Raw genomic sequence first — 17,060 nt, 5'->3', positions numbered from 1 at the left:
TGGTTAATCAACAGACGTGATATATTGTTATTCAATTAAAATGAGGGGGGTGTATTTACACCTAAAACACCTATTTAATTTCCAAAATTGCCCCTAGTACATCCAGCTACACACTGAAGTTATTTTGCTTACGGTGATTAAGCTTATGAACAAATTTCTCCGATGCCGGGGAATTTAAGTAGCGAATTATAATATATTCAAAATTTATCCAATGTTGTAGATACCGGGGGTATTTAAAATCAAATTACCTTTCAATTTCCACAAATATGCCCCTAGCACTTCCACTCCCCGACTTAGCCTATTTTTCGACTCAATACCATACGCAAATTGTGGTTAGTTGTTCGACTGCTCCACACATCAATTTTAAGGTGAATATACCGATAGATTACAAAGGAACATGAGTATCAATGTTCAATCAGGTAACTTTGCATGGCTTGAGTAGTACCGCTATTTTCTACTATAGATTATCAAGTAAAGAACAAGTCGCTTGGCGAAATGATGATACCCTTAATCAAGAAATCTTTGCAAACTATCCAAAAAGGTATCTTAAGTAAATATCTGAGAGGTATATGATTTTGTTCCAGAAGATGGTATAATCAAGAGCAATAAAACAAATCTATTCTACTACTTGTTTCTCAATTACATAATTTATTTAACTATGCATCATATGACGATTTTATGCTGAAAGGGTGGCTTATCCATGAAAATCACACCCACGATACGCACAGAAATTCAAACCTACCTGAGACGGAAAGGATTGAGTATGACCAAGTTTGGACACATCGCTGGTATGAATCCGGGTACAGTGAGCGGTATTGTAACGGGCAATCGTACCATTTCGATGCACCAATTGGATCGAATCACGTTAGGAATGGATTTACCACCGGATCATTTTTATGAACTGTATGTTGAAGAGTGCATTATGGAAGAACCGCTAAACTGGAAAAGAATTAGCCCTTTCTTGTATCGCTGTGTGCAGTTTCGGCGCGTAGACTGTTTGCAAAAAGTAGTAAGCATACTACTGGATAAACCGAACTATCTCCATTATCTCTTTGAATTAGCCGAGGATTGTTATGAAGAAGGTTATAATGAAGCAGCGGCTTACCTATACGAGAACATCGCTGAAGGTGAGAAGTACCAACATTCTGAAAACTTGGCAATCTGTCAATATCGCATGTTCACGATTCAGGTTGGAGACGATCAAAACCGAAATCTCAAGGCAGCTACACGATTTGAGGATTTTGTTGAACGGTTGGACGAAGTAGTACAACTTGATGCGTTAAAGGATTTGGCGAATGTATATCGTTCTTTACGTGAATGGGATAAGGTGGATGAAATGGCAAGGAAAATGAGAGGAAAAGCGGAAATCCAATATTCGATGAAGCATCAACAGAAGAGTCGAGAGCGTAATGAGTCTGAAAAGAAGCTGAGTCGTCCCATGTTTGTGTACATTAGCTATGCAGATTTATTATGTGCAGGTGTATGTGAATCACGGGAAGATTATGAACAGGCTCTACAATATACATACGCCTATGCTGATTTAAGTTGGGTCAAAGAGAAGGACGAAGATGCTAAATATTGGATTAGCTTGTTTAAACATTGGGCGCAAGCTAACGTTATCGTGAACAAGGTTTTATCTGGAGATATAAACGCCTTATATGATTATGTAGAATATATTGGTGCATCGTCAGATACAACTGACCAAGATATGGTCACCCAACTGTTAAACATTATGATGATGGCAAACCGATACCAGATAGACGTAAATGATATACTTCAGCGTTTTGAAACGGATATTAACTCACTTTTGCAATTGCCTCAATCTAATGATGTGTATACTCAACAAGTGATTCCAGAACAGTTTGCACGTCTGGGATACGAATTGGCTTATTATTATTTGTATTGGGGGATGTACAGTGATGGCTTTAAACATTTGATGTATTCAATGGAGAAATATCATATACTAAATAATGAGACTTATTTTAAAAAATGTATGGTGCTGTTTGAACGTTATCGAGTCTATGTAGTACCCGAAACTAAGGCAACTTATTTAAAATTTATTGAAAGGGTGTGGATAGATGATGTTAAGAAAAATGGTACTATTGATCGTCGCAACTAGTTTTTTGTTTATCGTGATTGTACCTGTTCAGACTCATAGCCAACACCAGAATATCGTGCTTTACGATCAACATGGAGGCGCTTAACATTTCAAATGAATGAGGAAAGATATAAAGCCCATCTTAACAAAAATACACTCCCTAAAACGGATATTGGAGAAACCCAACGCAGGTTTAGCCGATAAAATTCTAAGGAGTGTTTTTATATATATATAAGTAATCAACACACATATGGAATTACTGACCAAAATTATTTTGCTCAGCAAAAAACCCAAGAGGATATTGCACAGGAACTTGGTATCACAAAGCAACAGCTACATAACTATAAAAAAAACTCCTGACACTCATCCCTGAATTACAGGATATGGCTATGATTTAAGTCTTTAGACGTAGGTAGAAAGGTTAGTCCTTCACATAACAATTAGGAATTAAGTTAGTTTTCCATAAATCGGAATAATGTTACTATGTCATAACGAACTCATGACTAGAGGTAAACTATGACAACTATTAAAGTGACACCCGAACAACTTATATCCATTTCTAAGAAATTTGAGTTAGCACAGCAAACGGCAACTCAAATGAATAGTAATTTAGTACAACAAATTTCATCTATGGGGCAATTGTGGGAAGGACTGACTAAGGAGCACTTTTACTATTCCTTCCAGACCTCTCAGAAGAATATGAATGACTTTGTTACCCTGACGGATTCTATTGCTAGGGAGTTACGTCACCATGCAGATAAATTCAGATTAGCCGATCTAATGGAAGGGGGTAATATTGACACGAGTTGTTTACCGCCTCCACCTAATTCATGTGCTGTTCCTGCTCCAGATACACGGAATGCGTTTCAGAAATCGGCAGATAGCTTAACTGAACTAGGTCAGGATTTTGTAGACGCTAACTCAGTACGCTATGAGAAAAAATTTGATTCAGTTTGGAGCTTCCTAGATTATATGTCCTATGGTATTCCGAAAGGAATGTATGAAGGATATATGGAACGAGCAGCCAAACAAAACGATTCGTGGAATGACATGCTCAATTTCGGTACATTTGGAGTAACGGGTATGATTCAGGGGGCATTTAATCCCAATGATGCCTGGTCAAAGGAACACTGGGCTAATATGATCGGTACAGCAGGAATGGTGGGTGGAGTTAGTTCAATAATCAAGCCTAAACTTGGGATTGGTAATACAATCAAGTTTAACGGTGAGGTAAGACCATTTCCCAAAGGTCACGATTTAGATTTAAAATCGTGGGAAGAGATGCCTGTAAGTGGTCAGAGAAGGATAACGCCAGATGGACTGAAAATTATGAATGTCAGTGAAATGAAAGGTTTTAAAAAAGAAATGAATGATATTGATGTAAAGGTTTTGATTGATAAAAAGGGGGCTATACTTCCCGAAAAAGCTGTAGGTGGCTTTAATCCCAGTACAGGACAGATTGTGTTACGACCTGATGCTTCCTACTTAAGTGCGATTCACGAATCTTATCATGCAAAACACTTTGGAGAACTGGGAAGAGAAAAATATATGAAGTTATCGACTATAGAAAAAGAAGAATATGTTTATAATGAAATCATGAAAAGTAAAGACAAATTTAACTCCTCAGAAATATACGAAGCACAGAGATATATTTACAAGTTGAGAAAGGGACAGTGGCCTCTACCTAGTTGGAAAGGATATGAAGAATAATGGACGAAAAAGTGAACACTAAATTAACAGCTAATCAAGCTAAAAAAATAGCTCAGGACTATCAAGAAAAATATAAGTTATATGGAGTCATACATGATGACATTGAAAAGTCCGTAAAGTTTTACTCGGAATTCTACAAGATTGAGGGAGCTGCTTGGTTAGTTTTGGCTGATATCACTCCAAAGAGCTATGAAGGTGATGATGAGATCACTTTTGTTGTTTCGGATAGAGAAGGGGTTGTTGATCACATACTGGATCATAATGGACTTCCTCAGCGTTATCATGTACCCAGCAATAGGAATTACACAGATGAAGAGTTCGAAGCTATTTTTAAGGATGAAGATAATTAAGTTGCATTACAGCGCCATACAGAAATTTTTAAGCTTGCTCCTTTTAATGGGAGTGAGCTTTTTTATAGTTGTCCAATCAGAATAAAGGGGGATGATATTTGCATACACCTTGCTTCAAACGAAGGTGCGTCAAATTTAACTCACCATGCTCCAATATCCACCGTGGCAAATTGTTGTGATTGGGCAGGCCAAAGAAGTCTATACATAAGGATGTAGCTGAGTCGATTGGTGAAAACGGATGGATTAGGATCAATTTGCCCGAATAATAGCGACTCGAATTTTTCGCTTCCTTTATATATACATATTTCAGCGACTACAAATAAGCATGGCTGAAAAATAAATAAAAGGAAGGGGTTGACTCTGGTGGAATATATGCTATACTGGAATAGTAATGGAGATAAAATAATAAAAAGAAAGGGAAAACAAAGTGATTTTGTTAAATGCTAGTTGAAGAATTACAAAGACTATACATATAACTTTGATTTTGTTTCAAAAGCAGAAGTGAGCAACTAAATTAAAAGTAATACCCAGAAAGTAATTTGAGTAAATAAAATACAATGTGAAAACGGAGGGAGTGTTACGGGGACACAACTTCCTAGAGTGAAGTCTGTCTCTTGAATTTATTCGATCTTTGACAATCCAAATTATAGTACTTGCATAGGTGAGGTTATCTTTCGTTTAAGATAATTTTATCGTTGTCGACGTTCACGCTCAGTTGCGTGAGTATTATTTAATTTGCTCGAAATTATAACAGGACTATAAGTCTGTTTAGACGAATGAAATTGATTTTATGATGTGGAGCATAATGTCAAGCTGATTTGTCTAATCAAGATTGAAAGTTTTTTTAGTTGTATGCTTTTTTGAGGAATAGATAAAAGTAACGGGAGTAGTCTATATTTCTATAGGTGCAACGTCATTAGTTAGTGTAAATTGTCCATTTATCTTTAACTGAAGATACTTATGTGCTGAGCAGAAAGGAGAAATTTTGACACAATCAACAAAGAAAAGGATTACTGTTTCAGATGTACTAACTGAACATATCCATAAATGGCAACGTGGAGACATTATAACAATCGAAGCTGGTACGGGTGTGGGTAAAAGTCACTTTATAAAAAATGAACTCTATCCCATAGCGAAGAAGGAGAGGGCTAGGATTCTTTTCTTCCTCAATCGGACTAGGCTAAATGAACAGTTTCGAGAGGAAATTAGACGGGATGGCAAGTCAGATGTAATCACAATTATCTTGTATCAAAAGTATGAATGGGAGCTACAAAAAAATAGTGCGATTGTCAAAGCAGACTATAAGTACATAGTGTGTGACGAGTTTCATTACTTTCTAACTGAGTCAAGATACAATAAAAACACAGAAGATTCATTCTATGCGATGATCAATGAGAAAAGTAAGATAAGAATATGTATGTCTGCAACTGCTGATGCAATGATTGCATTCTTAAAGTATAAAAATATAAAACACGAAAGTTATTCTATTCCTCATGATTACAGTCACATCAAGGAAATGATTTTCTATCAGAATGACAAAGTGTTGGAAAAGTTTCTACGTCAAATACCCAAGAATCACAAAGCGATCTGTTTCACTAAAAGTTCAGCTAAGGCGTTCAAACTACATGATACATTTAAAAACTCTATGTTTGTCTGTTCTCCTTCTGGAAGCGCTCCAGAGAAAAAGCACATGGACAAAGAAAAGGTTAGTAAGATGCTGATTGATGAAAAGTTTGACGAACAGTTTGTATTCAGCACATCTACCCTAGACAATGGCATCAATCTAAAGGATAAACTAATCAAGTATGTGATTGTCGATATTATGGATATAGACGTTCTGATTCAGTGCTTAGGTAGGAAGAGGATCATCGACCATTCAGATAAAGTCATTGTAATCATCAAAAATATCTCGAATAAAATGTTGAACAAACTGATCAGAGACTGTGACAAACAGATCGAACCTGCCTTATACCTACAAGAACATGGAACATCAAACTATGTGGAGAAGTATAGGAAACAGCCTAATCGTATTGTATATGACCGTCCAGTAAATAATGAAGTTGGATATGATAAAGCTATCAATGATTTGATGTTCTTTAAAGAAATCTATGACAAGCAGTTTTTTGAAAAAGTGGTCAGTGAAGAAGATGGATATATGAACTACATAAAAGTAAAGCTCCAACAAGATACATATACAATATTGGATGATACATATGAAAAGGCTGATATTACTGATTACTTAGATACTATTGTCGGTAAACGTTTATACAAGGAAGAACAAGCAGAGCTAATTAAAAAAGTTGATTTACATGATGGAAGAAGAAGACGACAGAAAGATGTTGAACAGTTAAATATTTATTTTCAGAAGAACAGTTTACCATATAATATCAATAATGATTCTAAAACGAACAAGGACAGAAGAAGACGATTAGACAACGGTGAAGCTAATCCAAACTATAACAAAAGGTACTGGATATTGGCTAAACATATGGTTTTTGACTAATATGTTGCGTCCAAACGGTGGAAAAATACCTATATAGATACCCTCAAACCACAAAATTGATAAATAATCCTTTGTTTATATAGCTTTTTGTGCGTCCAAATCATACATCAAATCAAAAAAATCAAAATTAGGAGCATAGGGGTGAATTGCCGTAGGCAAGAGGGGAAACGGTGACTGGAAATACTACTATGTAGCGTAGCGAAATAGTTTTATTTACCATGAGTTTCCCTTGCACTTAAAAGCATTAAAGATTAAGGTCAAAAGAATCTCCGCAAGCGCTACGCTATTGCTACGTCATCCAGTCACTTGTGACTGTCTGTAATTTAGATATTTGAACCTGAATCAGAAGCTAATCCATGTAATGATTACAATATAAGCAAGTAGATTGTTTGAATAAATTAATTAGATACATTTCTAATTAGATGATGAAGGCACAGGAAATAAAAAGTATAACTCACCTTAACGATTTGCAACCTTTGTCATAGACTTAAAGTAGGAGCCAGTAAAATAGCTCAGAATTACAATAAATACATATACGAGGAGAAAATATGAGATGAATAAATTCAATGAGGCTTTTGATAACGCTGAAAAAGTACTTGAAAAGGGCGTCGATTTGATGTGCAGTTCTCATTTTAAGACAAAGAAGAGCCAGCAGATGATTAGGGAATATGTAGAGGAGGTCAAAAATACTATTCAAGCTATGACAAGAGCGCATATTAGTGATGTTAAAGAAATAACCGATGATACCACTAAAAGGCTAAATTCAATGCGCTCTAGCCTTGACATGGCTAGTTTGAAAATCAGCGAAATTGAGGGTGTACATTCGCAAACCATTGTTCATTGAACGAAGTGGCTTGAAAGGGGTGATGTGGATTGAGCTAGTGTTGGATTGTCTTCACATGAAGTAAAGCTGGAATTATATAAAATAGTACATATAAAAAGGAGCGATTAAATGAATAGTTCAATAAAAATTCCTGTTAAAATGCAGGTCGATGCAGGTGTAATTTACGAAAGATTATTGAAAACTATTGAAAAAACAGAAGATGTTATGCAAAAGGTGGACTTTTCCATTAATGATGAATTGCAAATGCTACGCAACAAAGGGAAACAAGTGGCAGAAAGCATGACAGTTCAATTGAAGAAGATGATTAATAATTCTATTGATTTAAATTTAACCCTAAGCGACTTGGAGAATTTCACAGGAGTTTTTGATAAATATATTGATCAACAAGAAAAGCTTATAGATGACTACTTAGATTTAATGAATAAATATTGTAGACAGTAATTTACTAGGTTGAGAAGTAAAGGCCAGTAATAGATCGGTTATACCAATACATATCAAGGGAGAAATATTAAATGAACAAAAATTTTGAAATCAAACAAAAGCTCAACGAGCTTGATGACTGTATGATGCGAATGATCAGCGCCTACGAAGATTTAAAGGAGGATAAAGAGTTCATCCTGTCTAAATCGGCTTTGCTCAGAATATCTAAGGAAGCCATAGAATTGATTACTGATGAATCATCTAAAATACCCAAAGTAAAGACGACTAACGCTATTGTCTGTTTGAATAACATGATTAATAAGATTAATGAGTATGAAACAGTTTTTAGAAAGGCTTCAAATGAAGCCAAAAGTATATGTACATATATGCGCGATAATCTGGATAAAGCAACGAAACATATAAAAAATGACTATCAGTCGAAGAAGGCTATGATGCTCGATATTGATTCCAGCTTAAAAGAAGGGTTTGAAATGAACTATCCAAATTTGCGACATTACACAATCTTCTTTGATATGTGTCCGTTGACAAAAGACGAATTCCTTGGATTGTTCTCCTTCAATCGGGATAAAGTGAAGGACGATTGGAGCAGAGTGAACTATAAAGGGACGATTGAAGCAATCAATGATTTACCAGATGTAATTGATGGAGCTGCATTCTTAGATTTTGCTGCTACAGACAGTGTTCTATTGAATGACCGTGCAGTATCGGGATACCTGATGCACGAATGTATTAAGGTGATGAAACAACAGGGCTTTGATGTTTTGGATATGGTTCAGGAGATCATTGGTGAACCCTTACCATCATTTACAAGTAAAGTGGATGAGTTTGGAAACATTGTGGATATGACACCGAATAAGCCGAATTTAAGATTGGTTTAAGTAGACAAAAGCTTATATCTATGGATTTGATACATTGGGAGGTAATCCGCTTGATTAGTTAGCATGTTTGGATACAACAATCTATAGTATCCTTTTACATATTCCTTTATTATGTAAAATTGATTGGATCGTAGCCGACTTCTTCTACAGGTTTTATATTCTATAATGAGGTGATTATTATGGAAGGTAAAAAATTTGTTCTTATGCTTTTACTTTTTTGCTTGTTCGGTATTATAGGACTAATCGCTTTAATGTATGGATTCCTCTGGTTAGTTTTCAACGGATAGTTTATAAAATCAACATTTTACATGGAGGCAGATAATTTGAGTAGACAGACAACTCTGCAAGACCTTATAAACGAATATGCTATTGTAGCAGGTCAATTGAGTACAGATGGAATACATATAGAGCCAAAAAGATTCATTATGACAGCCATAATGGATGAAGATTATCCATATGAAGTTGTTAGGACGTTTCTAGACAATTATTACTGCTCAGACGAGCTAGAAGTGATTTTAAAGCGTGTTTACGGTTAGGATTGAAAGAGTTGGGGTAGCAAGTTAGGAAGCCTTAGAATTGAAAATAGAACGCTTGAATTATACATATAGCAACACATAGTAAGCATTTTGACAAAAATACATAGCTTAGAGGAATGTGATATTTATACATCGGATTATTCAAGGATGTAGCCGTGACATAGGGACAATCTCATCGTTCATACACTATCCATGTGAGCTTAAAGACGGGTGGTGTATAACAATGAAGAAGAATGAATTCACCTTTGTCCCTGTTTTTAATCCAGTATCAGACCAATACATAAATAATGATAAACCATTGCAGAATATCCTAGAAATTATACTTGAACAAATAAGTAATCAATCAACAAAAAGAGAAGACGATGTGTAACAGCATCGTTTTTTCTTTATTTATATACAGTAATGAGCATAGGATTTATAATGAACACAAAACAAAGTGAGGTGTAGACAATTGAATGCTTACATAACGGCTATTTATCCAAGAGTATCTACAGGAATGCAAGCTTCCGAGGGTACAAGTTTGGAAGGTCAAGTGGAGATCTGTTTTAATAAGGCACGTAAATTAGGAATTCAGGAAAATACTCTACAGGTCTATCAAGAAGAAGGGTTTACAGGGGAGGACATTGATCGTCCTGCTCTTAACCGTTTGATGCAAGACATTAAGCTAGGTAAAATCAAATCGCTAATTGTGACGCATCCCGACAGGCTGACAAGAGATCTGACCGACAAACTCATTATTTGCCGCGAGCTTGAAAAACATGATGTAGAGCTTATTTTCGTAGATACAGAATATAAAAACACACCTGAAGGCCAGTTGTTTTTTAACATGATGTCGTCTATTGCTCAGTATGAGTTATCCCTAATTAAAAAGCGTACTGTGCGTGGTAGGCTCAGAGCAGTTGAAAAAGACAAAAAAATTATGCCAATGCGTGTAGCACCTTATGGATATGATCTTGTTGAGGGTCAGCTTATAATCAATGAAGAGGAAGCTAAATTCGTTCAACTTGTCTATCATTGGTATGTTCATGATTCCAAAACGATGAAGCAGATTGGTGAGAACTTATATTTGATGGGCGCTGTTCCTAAACGAGCAGAAAGTAAGCAGTGGAGTGCCAGTTCTATTGGTCGCGTCCTGACTTCAGAAATTTATATCGGTAAATATTACTATAACCGCAGATCAACGAAGAAGATTAAAGGTGAAAAAACAGCATCAGGTAAAGCTAAAAAGACTTACACTATAAGGAATAAGGAAGAATGGATAAGTGTAGATGTGCCTCCATTAATTGATTTGGGAACTTTTGAACTTGCCCAGAAAAAGAAGCGAACTAATTTTACACGTACAGGTCGGAATGTTAAGCACCATTATTTGTTAAGATCGTTAATCAAGTGTAGTCACTGTGGACGTGTGTGGGAAGCAACAAGCTATCCGGGTAAAGCTAAAAACGGTGAGAAGAAGAGTTATCCCATTTACAGATGTGCTAACAAATACCCCAAGAGGTATGGTGAAGGGGTAGAAAAGTGCGATATTCCAGTGATCCGAACTGAAATTCTTGATGAGTATATATGGGGAATAATTGTGAAGGTTCTGAACAATCCTGAACACCTAAAAAATGATCTTTCCAAAAAGGATAGCCATGCTACAGATGAACTCATGAATTTGAAAAATATCTTCGAAAAACAGATAGGAGAGAAGGAAAAGGAAAGAGAGAAAATAAAGTTTATGTTTAGGAAAGGGGTTATTGAGGAGGATGAATTGGAAACTGATATGACCGCTTTAAATAAAGAGGTAAAAAGAATCGAAGGTGAGCTTGGACGACTTGAGGAAAAAATATCTTTATTGAATCGGCAGTCGATGTCTGAGGATGTCATTAAACTGATGGTATCTAAATATCAGGAAGTATTAAACAATGAATTAGCACCAGAGATAAAAAGAAGGATTGTGGAAAATCTGATTGATGAAATTATAATCCGATATGACCATGAAAAGAAACAATTTAGCTTATCCTTCTATGGGTTCCTAAACAGAATGGTGGATGGATTTTCAAAAGATAATTACTTTGTTTCTGGAACACAACCTGTTCACAATATGAGCCACCAGCCGCAGGTTATGCTCAATTAGTGTGTTGCGGGATTGCGCATTGCCTTCGGCAAACAACTTTAGGTGTCGGGCTTCCTCTTTCTCAGTCAATGGCTGTGGAAAAGCGTTGTTTTTCACATAAGAGACGAGTAGCGTCAATTCCTTGATGAACAGAGCGATAGCGCTAAATAGTCCGGGCACGGATGACACCTCCTGAGGTAGTTGCGAACTTACCGGTTTATGGTACCTTACCGGGCTTGTGATCTGTTTATTGTATGTGGGCAGGTGCCCATCCGTGCCTGTACTCCGAAAACTGCTCCGCAACAATTTATGGGGATAGAAAGTAAGATTTTCACACACCTCCACATTTCAAATTGTATTCTATAGACAAATAACAGAATATGGAGGTGTGCAATGATAAGAGGGCTTATTGTTTTTTTTGCTGGCTGCCATTTTATCCGTACAAAGTGTTTATGCAGAACCTGTAGTGAACACACAGAGGGCAGCAGCTTCGCTTTTTTCATTTTTAATGTCATACGGTAGAAGAAGCACCCTGATTGATATGGAAGAAGGAAGTTTTATTTTTCGTACGATGACTCTATGAGAAAATTTGATTATACTTAAATGACTTAAGTTGTGAAAAGCAACGGACATGAGGTGGAAGCAGATGATTTTGGTAAGTTCTTGTTTGGCAGGGATGAAGGTGCGGTATAACGGGACGGATAGCTTGGACGTACATATTCAGAAGTTGGTAGAGGAAAAGAAGGCTATGACCATCTGTCCTGAACTGTTGGGGGGCTTTATGACGCCGAGACCGCCTGCTGAAATTGTGGACGGGACGGGGGAGAATGTACTGAACGGTAAAGCCAAGGTGGTTGAGTCCTCGGGCAACGATGTCAGTGAGATGTACATTAAAGGTGCATACGAAGCTTTGAACATAGCTAAGGAGATTAACGCTACACTTATTGTTTTAAAAGAAAACAGTCCATCCTGCGGATCAGCCGCCATTTATAACGGGTCATTTGAAAACCGGAAAATAGCGGGGAATGGCGTGACCTCGGCTTTGCTGAAAAAGGAAGGCTTCAAGGTGATATCGGAGGAACAAATATCGGAAATTTTCCTGCATGAGGATATGTAGTGGATTCGGAGACATGAAAGTAGGATAAAATACAGATTTTGAACTCTCACAGTACTCATGAAAGAAAGACTCATGGTGTCAGGAGAAAATAAAGTATTAGACTGGCTCCAACAAAAAAGACAGCGGCAGCCTTAGACCAGAAAATATAGTCTTAGACTACCGCTGTTTTATTAAACTAGCGTGTCCCGTTAGTTCAATAACATCCACAGAATTATAGCATGGTAAGAACTAATTAACGTATCACAATAATGGCTGCAATAGAAAGAGTGGGTATGGGAGACTACAAAATATAGTTTACAGACTCTGTTTCAGTCCTTTCTTTAAAACGAGAAAGAGCAACCTGTTTTTTAGACAAGTCACTCTTTAAATTATTAATTAATCTATCTATTTGTTTGTTAAATTAGTTCTCCACTCATTCGTTGGTGTAAGATAACTAATTATTCTTTCATCGATTAAATCCACAAGTTTATTCTCATATGTTTTTCTATAAGGTTTAGGAAGTTCTTCTTTTAGCCAACTTTCCTTTGTTCCTTTCCAGATTTCAAAAAGAGTAACCTCATTTGAATTATCAATATCATCTGAAAGAACGGCACTTACAAAAGCTGGTTCATGTTCCATCACTCTCATATTAGCAGATAATAGTTCTTTGAATTCTTCCTTTTTTTCACTTTTAATTTTAAATCTTATATAGAGTATTACGTTTTCTTTATTATTACTCATAAATATCCTCCAACTTAATAAGTTTAAACTTATCATTAAATAAATCAACAAAGCTTATGACTGAGACAAAATTCCTTTAACAAACAATGAGACACTGTGCTTGTAGAACTCTTCCTCGGTGACGAGTTGGGACTGATATTGCCGGTGAATCAGCTCGCTCATCTGAAATCCGTAGCACATCGAGAGAAAAGACATGGCGGCAAGACGCTCATCCTGTCTGGCTATAACTTTTTTCATCTGCAGGCGTTCAAAATATTCAACCAGCAAGGAGTGCAGCTTCACCGGCGGATCGGCCAGCACTCTGTCCAATTCGGGTAGCATTCCTTTGTCGCGGATGCCAATCAAAATGATGTCCGCATTTTTATGGAAAAACAAACGGTACTGCTGACTTACATTCAGCAGATCGACTTCCGGATTATCGGTCGCGTCCTCTTTTAACAGCTTCTCAAATTGCGGGATATCCGAATGTCTTTCAATGATGGCTTCCAATATGCCTTTCTTGCTTCCAAATTGCCGGAAAATCGTAGATTCATTGACTTTAGCTTCCGTTGCAATGGCTTTGGTGCTTACTCCCCGATAGCCCTTCTTTTTGATGAGCCGTGTCGCGGCTTCAATGATTCTGTCTGAAGTTTGCATTGTATTTCTCCTTTTGTATATGTTAAACCTATTCTACTACAAGTTTTGCATGTGCAGCAGGGTCGGGGTTCATCATTTTCATAAACGTTTATTTAAGGAAAATCGCTTCTTTTTTCCCAGCGGCTTGGTTCCGTAATCTTGACATGATCAGGCACCAATTGCGTGAGCGTGCCTAATTTATCAAATGTAATCTGGATTCGGTCAGAGGGCAACAGCCATTGTTCGGTCTCGATTGCGCAGCAATCCGGTATCGTCCCCATTCCTATAATCGTGCCCGGGAGCGGCGTGAAAACTTTGAGAACCTCCTCCATCACTTTTTCAGGGTGTGCAGAATACTCGGATGTGCTTCCCTTCCAGTGCAGTCTCTCCCCGATGCGTACATCCACATCCAGTACCAGCGGGTTGTCGATTTCATCCGGCGTAACCAGAAATGGTCCTATTCCTTTGCTGCGATCAAAATCTTTGCAGCGCGTCGGTCCGGTCAGCGCCTGGAAATCCGGCCACTGCACATCGCGGACAGTACTGTCGTTAAAAATAACATAACCTGCAATGCAGTTCCCCTTCCCTGTAACAAAGGCCAGCTCCGGCTCGATATCCAGGTAGGAAGTGTACGAAGGCCAATGAATCGTATCCCCATCGCCAATTAATGCATTATGGTTACACTTGTAATAACTGAAAGTTACTTTATTCGAATCTTTCTGGAATTTTTCGGTAATTTTTCGTTTAAGCTCTTCTCTTTCCGGCCCTGTATATTCTCTTTGCAGCAGATTTGCGCCAGCATTCCTCAGATGTCTTGGCGTCAGCCCAAAATCGATAAGCGCAGCCGGATTCGGAACCGGCGGCAGCAGTTTTACCGCTGCAATCGGGCAGATTTCATGTTCATTGAATTGATGCGACTGTTCGACAGCATATTGCACCAATTCCTTAGCGGCATCATAACTTGCCGGCAAATAATGAAGATAGCTGTCCATACATTCAAGACTGTCAACGAATGTTCCCTGCTTTTTCATGATTGCGGCAAAAGACACGACAAATTTCTCGTTAATTACAAGCCCAAACAAAGGTTCCTGGGATGTCTTGGTTTGAAAGGTTACTAGCTTCATGTTGCAGCGCCTCCATCCATGTAGTGTGATGTTGTTCTGTTACTATCATATAGCACAGAGAAAATGCATGCAAGTACATGCTTGCATTTCTGTTTTCCATTCTCTATAATAAAGACATAGTCAGTATGCCTTACCCCAAAAACATATACGCAAAGGAGAATTTTCATGAAGTATGGACGTATTATCCAAAAACCTCGTGTTAAATTTTTTGAAGTTGCAGATGGCGTCTTTGCCGGTATTTCGCCGTATCGCGGCATCAGTTGGGCCAATGCCGGGTTCATCAACAAGGGTGAAGGGCTGGTGTATGACACGTTCTTCGATTTGTTCCATGCGCGGGAAATGCGGGAGGCTTTTATGGAAGTAAGCAACGGCGGCTCTCCCGCATATGTGGTGAACTCGCACTATAACAGCGACCATACCTGGGGAAACAAAATGTTTGAAGATGCTTCTATTATTATGCACAAGGAAGCGTCCAGAGAGCGCCTTACCGAAAATATCGCTTGGATGGACAGCGTCATCAGAAGAGGAAAGGATTCTCTGGAATCGACTTCGGGCGAGCGATTTTTTGCAGCGGAATTTGAAGGATTCGACCTGGAAGGCGTAGAATGGGTGCTCCCGAATATTGAGATAAAGGACGATATCAACATCCGTCTTGGCGATACGGAAGTTATGATTTACAACGTAGCTCCGGCCCACTCTGACAGTGACTTGCTGCTGTGGATGCCAAAAGAAAAAGTGCTGTTCGCCGGCGATGTCGTGTTTAACGGTTGTACGGCATACAGCGAAGAGGGAACCCTCAATTGGGTTACAGTGCTTGATCGCATTATTGATGAAATTAAACCCGAAATCGTTGTTCCAGGACATGGCGCCATCTGCGGCCTGGACTTCGTGAAGGAGCAGAGAGACTACCTCCTGAACCTGATCAGCGAGTTCAACAAGCATTACAATGACGAAATTGATTCCTTGTCCCTGACCAAGAAAATTGATATTTCCCGCTTCTTTCATTGGATTCAGCCAGAACGCTTGTATGTTACAGTGGATATCCTATTGAAAAGCAAACGAGGGTTACCACCCCTTCCAATTTGGAACGAGGTGCCTGCTAAGCTGGAAGACATGAAAGTTTTTTTGACCGGAAAATATGGCAATCAGATCAAGCCATGGGACCCTATGAGTGTTTGGCAAAAATAGTGCATGCAAGCCGTTATTAAGTGATCGTTGTCAGGGAATGCGGATGAACGATGTGGAAGAAGAGCAAGTACGTATCAGATCATGAGGGCTCAGAGAGTCGATGGTTGCTGTGAACCGATCCTCACCTGATACCGAATGGGCTTCTGAGTCGCTTCGCTGAACAATGAGCTTCTTCACCACGAGTGGCTCAAACTCGACGAGGCGGTCGCGTGGCACGGAGATCTCTTGTTCGCCGTACTCGCTGACCACAGTTTTCTGCTTTTGCCATTCCGGCTGTTTGGTGTCTCCTTGGCCTTCACATCGTGCTTCTCATAGCCCAGATGCGTTTCCATTTCCGCCTCTAGCATCTCCTGGATCGTCTCGGCAAACAGGTTCTTCAGCGCATTTTGCGCATCTTGCGCCGTAACCAAATTATTCTCCTTAATGAAGGCCCGCAGTTGCTGTTTCGCCCAAAGTCCCATTTCTTTTGTGGAACAATCATAAAAAAGTTCCGCTGTTCGCATCAGTTTCCAGATGTTAATAGTTTTGAGTGGTTTTGTTTTCTTCAAGTAGCTTCGAATTGCTACCCAATCTGTTCTTTGCAGGGGTCATACTACTTCACAGCCTCTCAAAAAATGAAAAGCCGAGCAATTTGAAGCTAGCGTACAAAAAATAAAAAACGGCCCTGTCGCAAACGATGCGAACAGCGGCCGTTTTTTGAATTGTTCCACGGAATTAAAATCGGCGCTTAGAACCGATTATGAAGAAAAATGGAGATGGACTTATGACTTACTAGTAGAGCTCTTCTAAATCGATATAACCAAAATTTGATGTTAAGTGTATTTCTCTTCTTTAAAGG

At 38.3% G+C, this 17,060-nt stretch carries 15 protein-coding genes and 2 pseudogenes; 12 read left to right on the top strand and 5 right to left on the bottom strand.

Annotated elements, in window-relative coordinates; genetic code table 11:
- Positions 1 to 700 precede the first annotated feature (700 nt).
- The 10 genes from ACIFQM_RS07120 to ACIFQM_RS07075 all read left to right on the top strand — a co-directional run bounded on the left by ACIFQM_RS07120 (position 701) and on the right by ACIFQM_RS07075 (position 11,479).
- Positions 701 to 2,119 carry a transcriptional regulator gene (locus ACIFQM_RS07120; protein ID WP_430065183.1) on the top strand — a complete coding sequence of 473 codons (1,419 nt, stop codon included), beginning with the start codon at positions 701 to 703 and terminating at the stop codon, positions 2,117 to 2,119.
- Between the two features lie 495 nt (positions 2,120 to 2,614).
- Complete coding sequence (locus tag ACIFQM_RS07115) at positions 2,615 to 3,808, top strand: WXG100 family type VII secretion target (RefSeq protein WP_430040760.1); 1,194 nt, start codon at positions 2,615 to 2,617, stop codon at positions 3,806 to 3,808.
- Positions 3,808 to 4,158 carry a hypothetical protein gene (locus ACIFQM_RS07110; protein ID WP_430040761.1) on the top strand — a complete coding sequence of 117 codons (351 nt, stop codon included), beginning with the start codon at positions 3,808 to 3,810 and terminating at the stop codon, positions 4,156 to 4,158. The genes ACIFQM_RS07115 and ACIFQM_RS07110 overlap by 1 nt, the downstream gene beginning before the upstream one ends.
- A 985-nt stretch (positions 4,159 to 5,143) precedes the next feature.
- On the top strand, positions 5,144 to 6,661 hold the full coding sequence (locus tag ACIFQM_RS07105; RefSeq protein WP_430040762.1) for a DEAD/DEAH box helicase family protein: 1,518 nt from the start codon (positions 5,144 to 5,146) through the stop codon (positions 6,659 to 6,661).
- A 553-nt stretch (positions 6,662 to 7,214) separates the two neighbouring features.
- Positions 7,215 to 7,505 (top strand): hypothetical protein, encoded by a 291-nt coding sequence (locus tag ACIFQM_RS07100; protein ID WP_354452184.1) that lies wholly within the window; start codon positions 7,215 to 7,217, stop codon positions 7,503 to 7,505.
- A gap of 108 nt (positions 7,506 to 7,613) precedes the next feature.
- Positions 7,614 to 7,946, top strand: coding sequence for a hypothetical protein (locus ACIFQM_RS07095; protein ID WP_430040763.1), 333 nt, complete (start codon positions 7,614 to 7,616; stop codon positions 7,944 to 7,946).
- A gap of 71 nt (positions 7,947 to 8,017) precedes the next feature.
- On the top strand, positions 8,018 to 8,824 hold the full coding sequence (locus ACIFQM_RS07090) for a hypothetical protein (protein WP_354453324.1): 807 nt from the start codon (positions 8,018 to 8,020) through the stop codon (positions 8,822 to 8,824).
- A 323-nt stretch (positions 8,825 to 9,147) separates the two neighbouring features.
- Positions 9,148 to 9,360: a hypothetical protein gene (locus ACIFQM_RS07085; protein WP_430040764.1), complete on the top strand. Its 213-nt coding sequence runs from the start codon at positions 9,148 to 9,150 to the stop codon at positions 9,358 to 9,360.
- A gap of 223 nt (positions 9,361 to 9,583) precedes the next feature.
- Entirely contained in the window at positions 9,584 to 9,730 is a 147-nt protein-coding gene (locus tag ACIFQM_RS07080; RefSeq protein ID WP_430040765.1) for a hypothetical protein, read from the top strand.
- 66 nt (positions 9,731 to 9,796) lie between these two features.
- A complete protein-coding gene (locus tag ACIFQM_RS07075) occupies positions 9,797 to 11,479 on the top strand; it encodes a recombinase family protein (RefSeq protein ID WP_430040766.1) in 1,683 nt (560 codons plus the stop codon).
- Here the strand turns inward: ACIFQM_RS07075 and ACIFQM_RS07070 are convergent.
- Positions 11,435 to 11,638: pseudogene (locus tag ACIFQM_RS07070) on the bottom strand (RNA polymerase subunit sigma-70); the annotation flags it as partial. The gene ACIFQM_RS07075 and the pseudogene ACIFQM_RS07070 sit on opposite strands and share 45 nt — an antisense overlap.
- Positions 11,639 to 12,104: 466 nt before the next feature.
- On the opposite strand from ACIFQM_RS07070, the gene ACIFQM_RS07065 reads away from it, so the two are divergent.
- Positions 12,105 to 12,575 carry a DUF523 domain-containing protein gene (locus ACIFQM_RS07065; RefSeq protein WP_430040767.1) on the top strand — a complete coding sequence of 157 codons (471 nt, stop codon included), beginning with the start codon at positions 12,105 to 12,107 and terminating at the stop codon, positions 12,573 to 12,575.
- A gap of 384 nt (positions 12,576 to 12,959) precedes the next feature.
- On the opposite strand, the gene ACIFQM_RS07060 is transcribed toward ACIFQM_RS07065, so the two are convergent.
- From ACIFQM_RS07060 to ACIFQM_RS07050, 3 genes are all read right to left on the bottom strand, one after another.
- Positions 12,960 to 13,295 (bottom strand): antibiotic biosynthesis monooxygenase, encoded by a 336-nt coding sequence (locus ACIFQM_RS07060; RefSeq protein ID WP_404521488.1) that lies wholly within the window; start codon positions 13,293 to 13,295, stop codon positions 12,960 to 12,962.
- A gap of 54 nt (positions 13,296 to 13,349) precedes the next feature.
- On the bottom strand, positions 13,350 to 13,931 hold the full coding sequence (locus ACIFQM_RS07055) for a TetR/AcrR family transcriptional regulator (protein ID WP_430040768.1): 582 nt from the start codon (positions 13,929 to 13,931) through the stop codon (positions 13,350 to 13,352).
- A gap of 92 nt (positions 13,932 to 14,023) precedes the next feature.
- A complete protein-coding gene (locus ACIFQM_RS07050) occupies positions 14,024 to 15,034 on the bottom strand; it encodes a fumarylacetoacetate hydrolase family protein (protein WP_430040769.1) in 1,011 nt (336 codons plus the stop codon).
- Between the two features lie 165 nt (positions 15,035 to 15,199).
- Between ACIFQM_RS07050 and ACIFQM_RS07045 the strand changes: the two genes are divergently transcribed.
- Entirely contained in the window at positions 15,200 to 16,222 is a 1,023-nt protein-coding gene (locus ACIFQM_RS07045; protein WP_430040770.1) for an MBL fold metallo-hydrolase, read from the top strand.
- 168 nt (positions 16,223 to 16,390) lie between these two features.
- On the opposite strand, the pseudogene ACIFQM_RS07040 reads toward ACIFQM_RS07045, so the two are convergent.
- Positions 16,391 to 16,683 (bottom strand): annotated as a pseudogene (locus ACIFQM_RS07040) (transposase); the annotation flags it as partial.
- Between the last annotated feature and the right edge of the window lie 377 nt (positions 16,684 to 17,060).

Origin of the sequence: Paenibacillus sp. NRS-1782 (genome assembly GCF_050467685.1) — a bacterium.
Classification (GTDB): Bacteria; Bacillota; Bacilli; order Paenibacillales; family Paenibacillaceae; genus Paenibacillus; species Paenibacillus terrae_A.
Note: the sequence above shows the minus strand (reverse complement) of the source record. Positions and strands in the feature narration are given on the sequence as shown.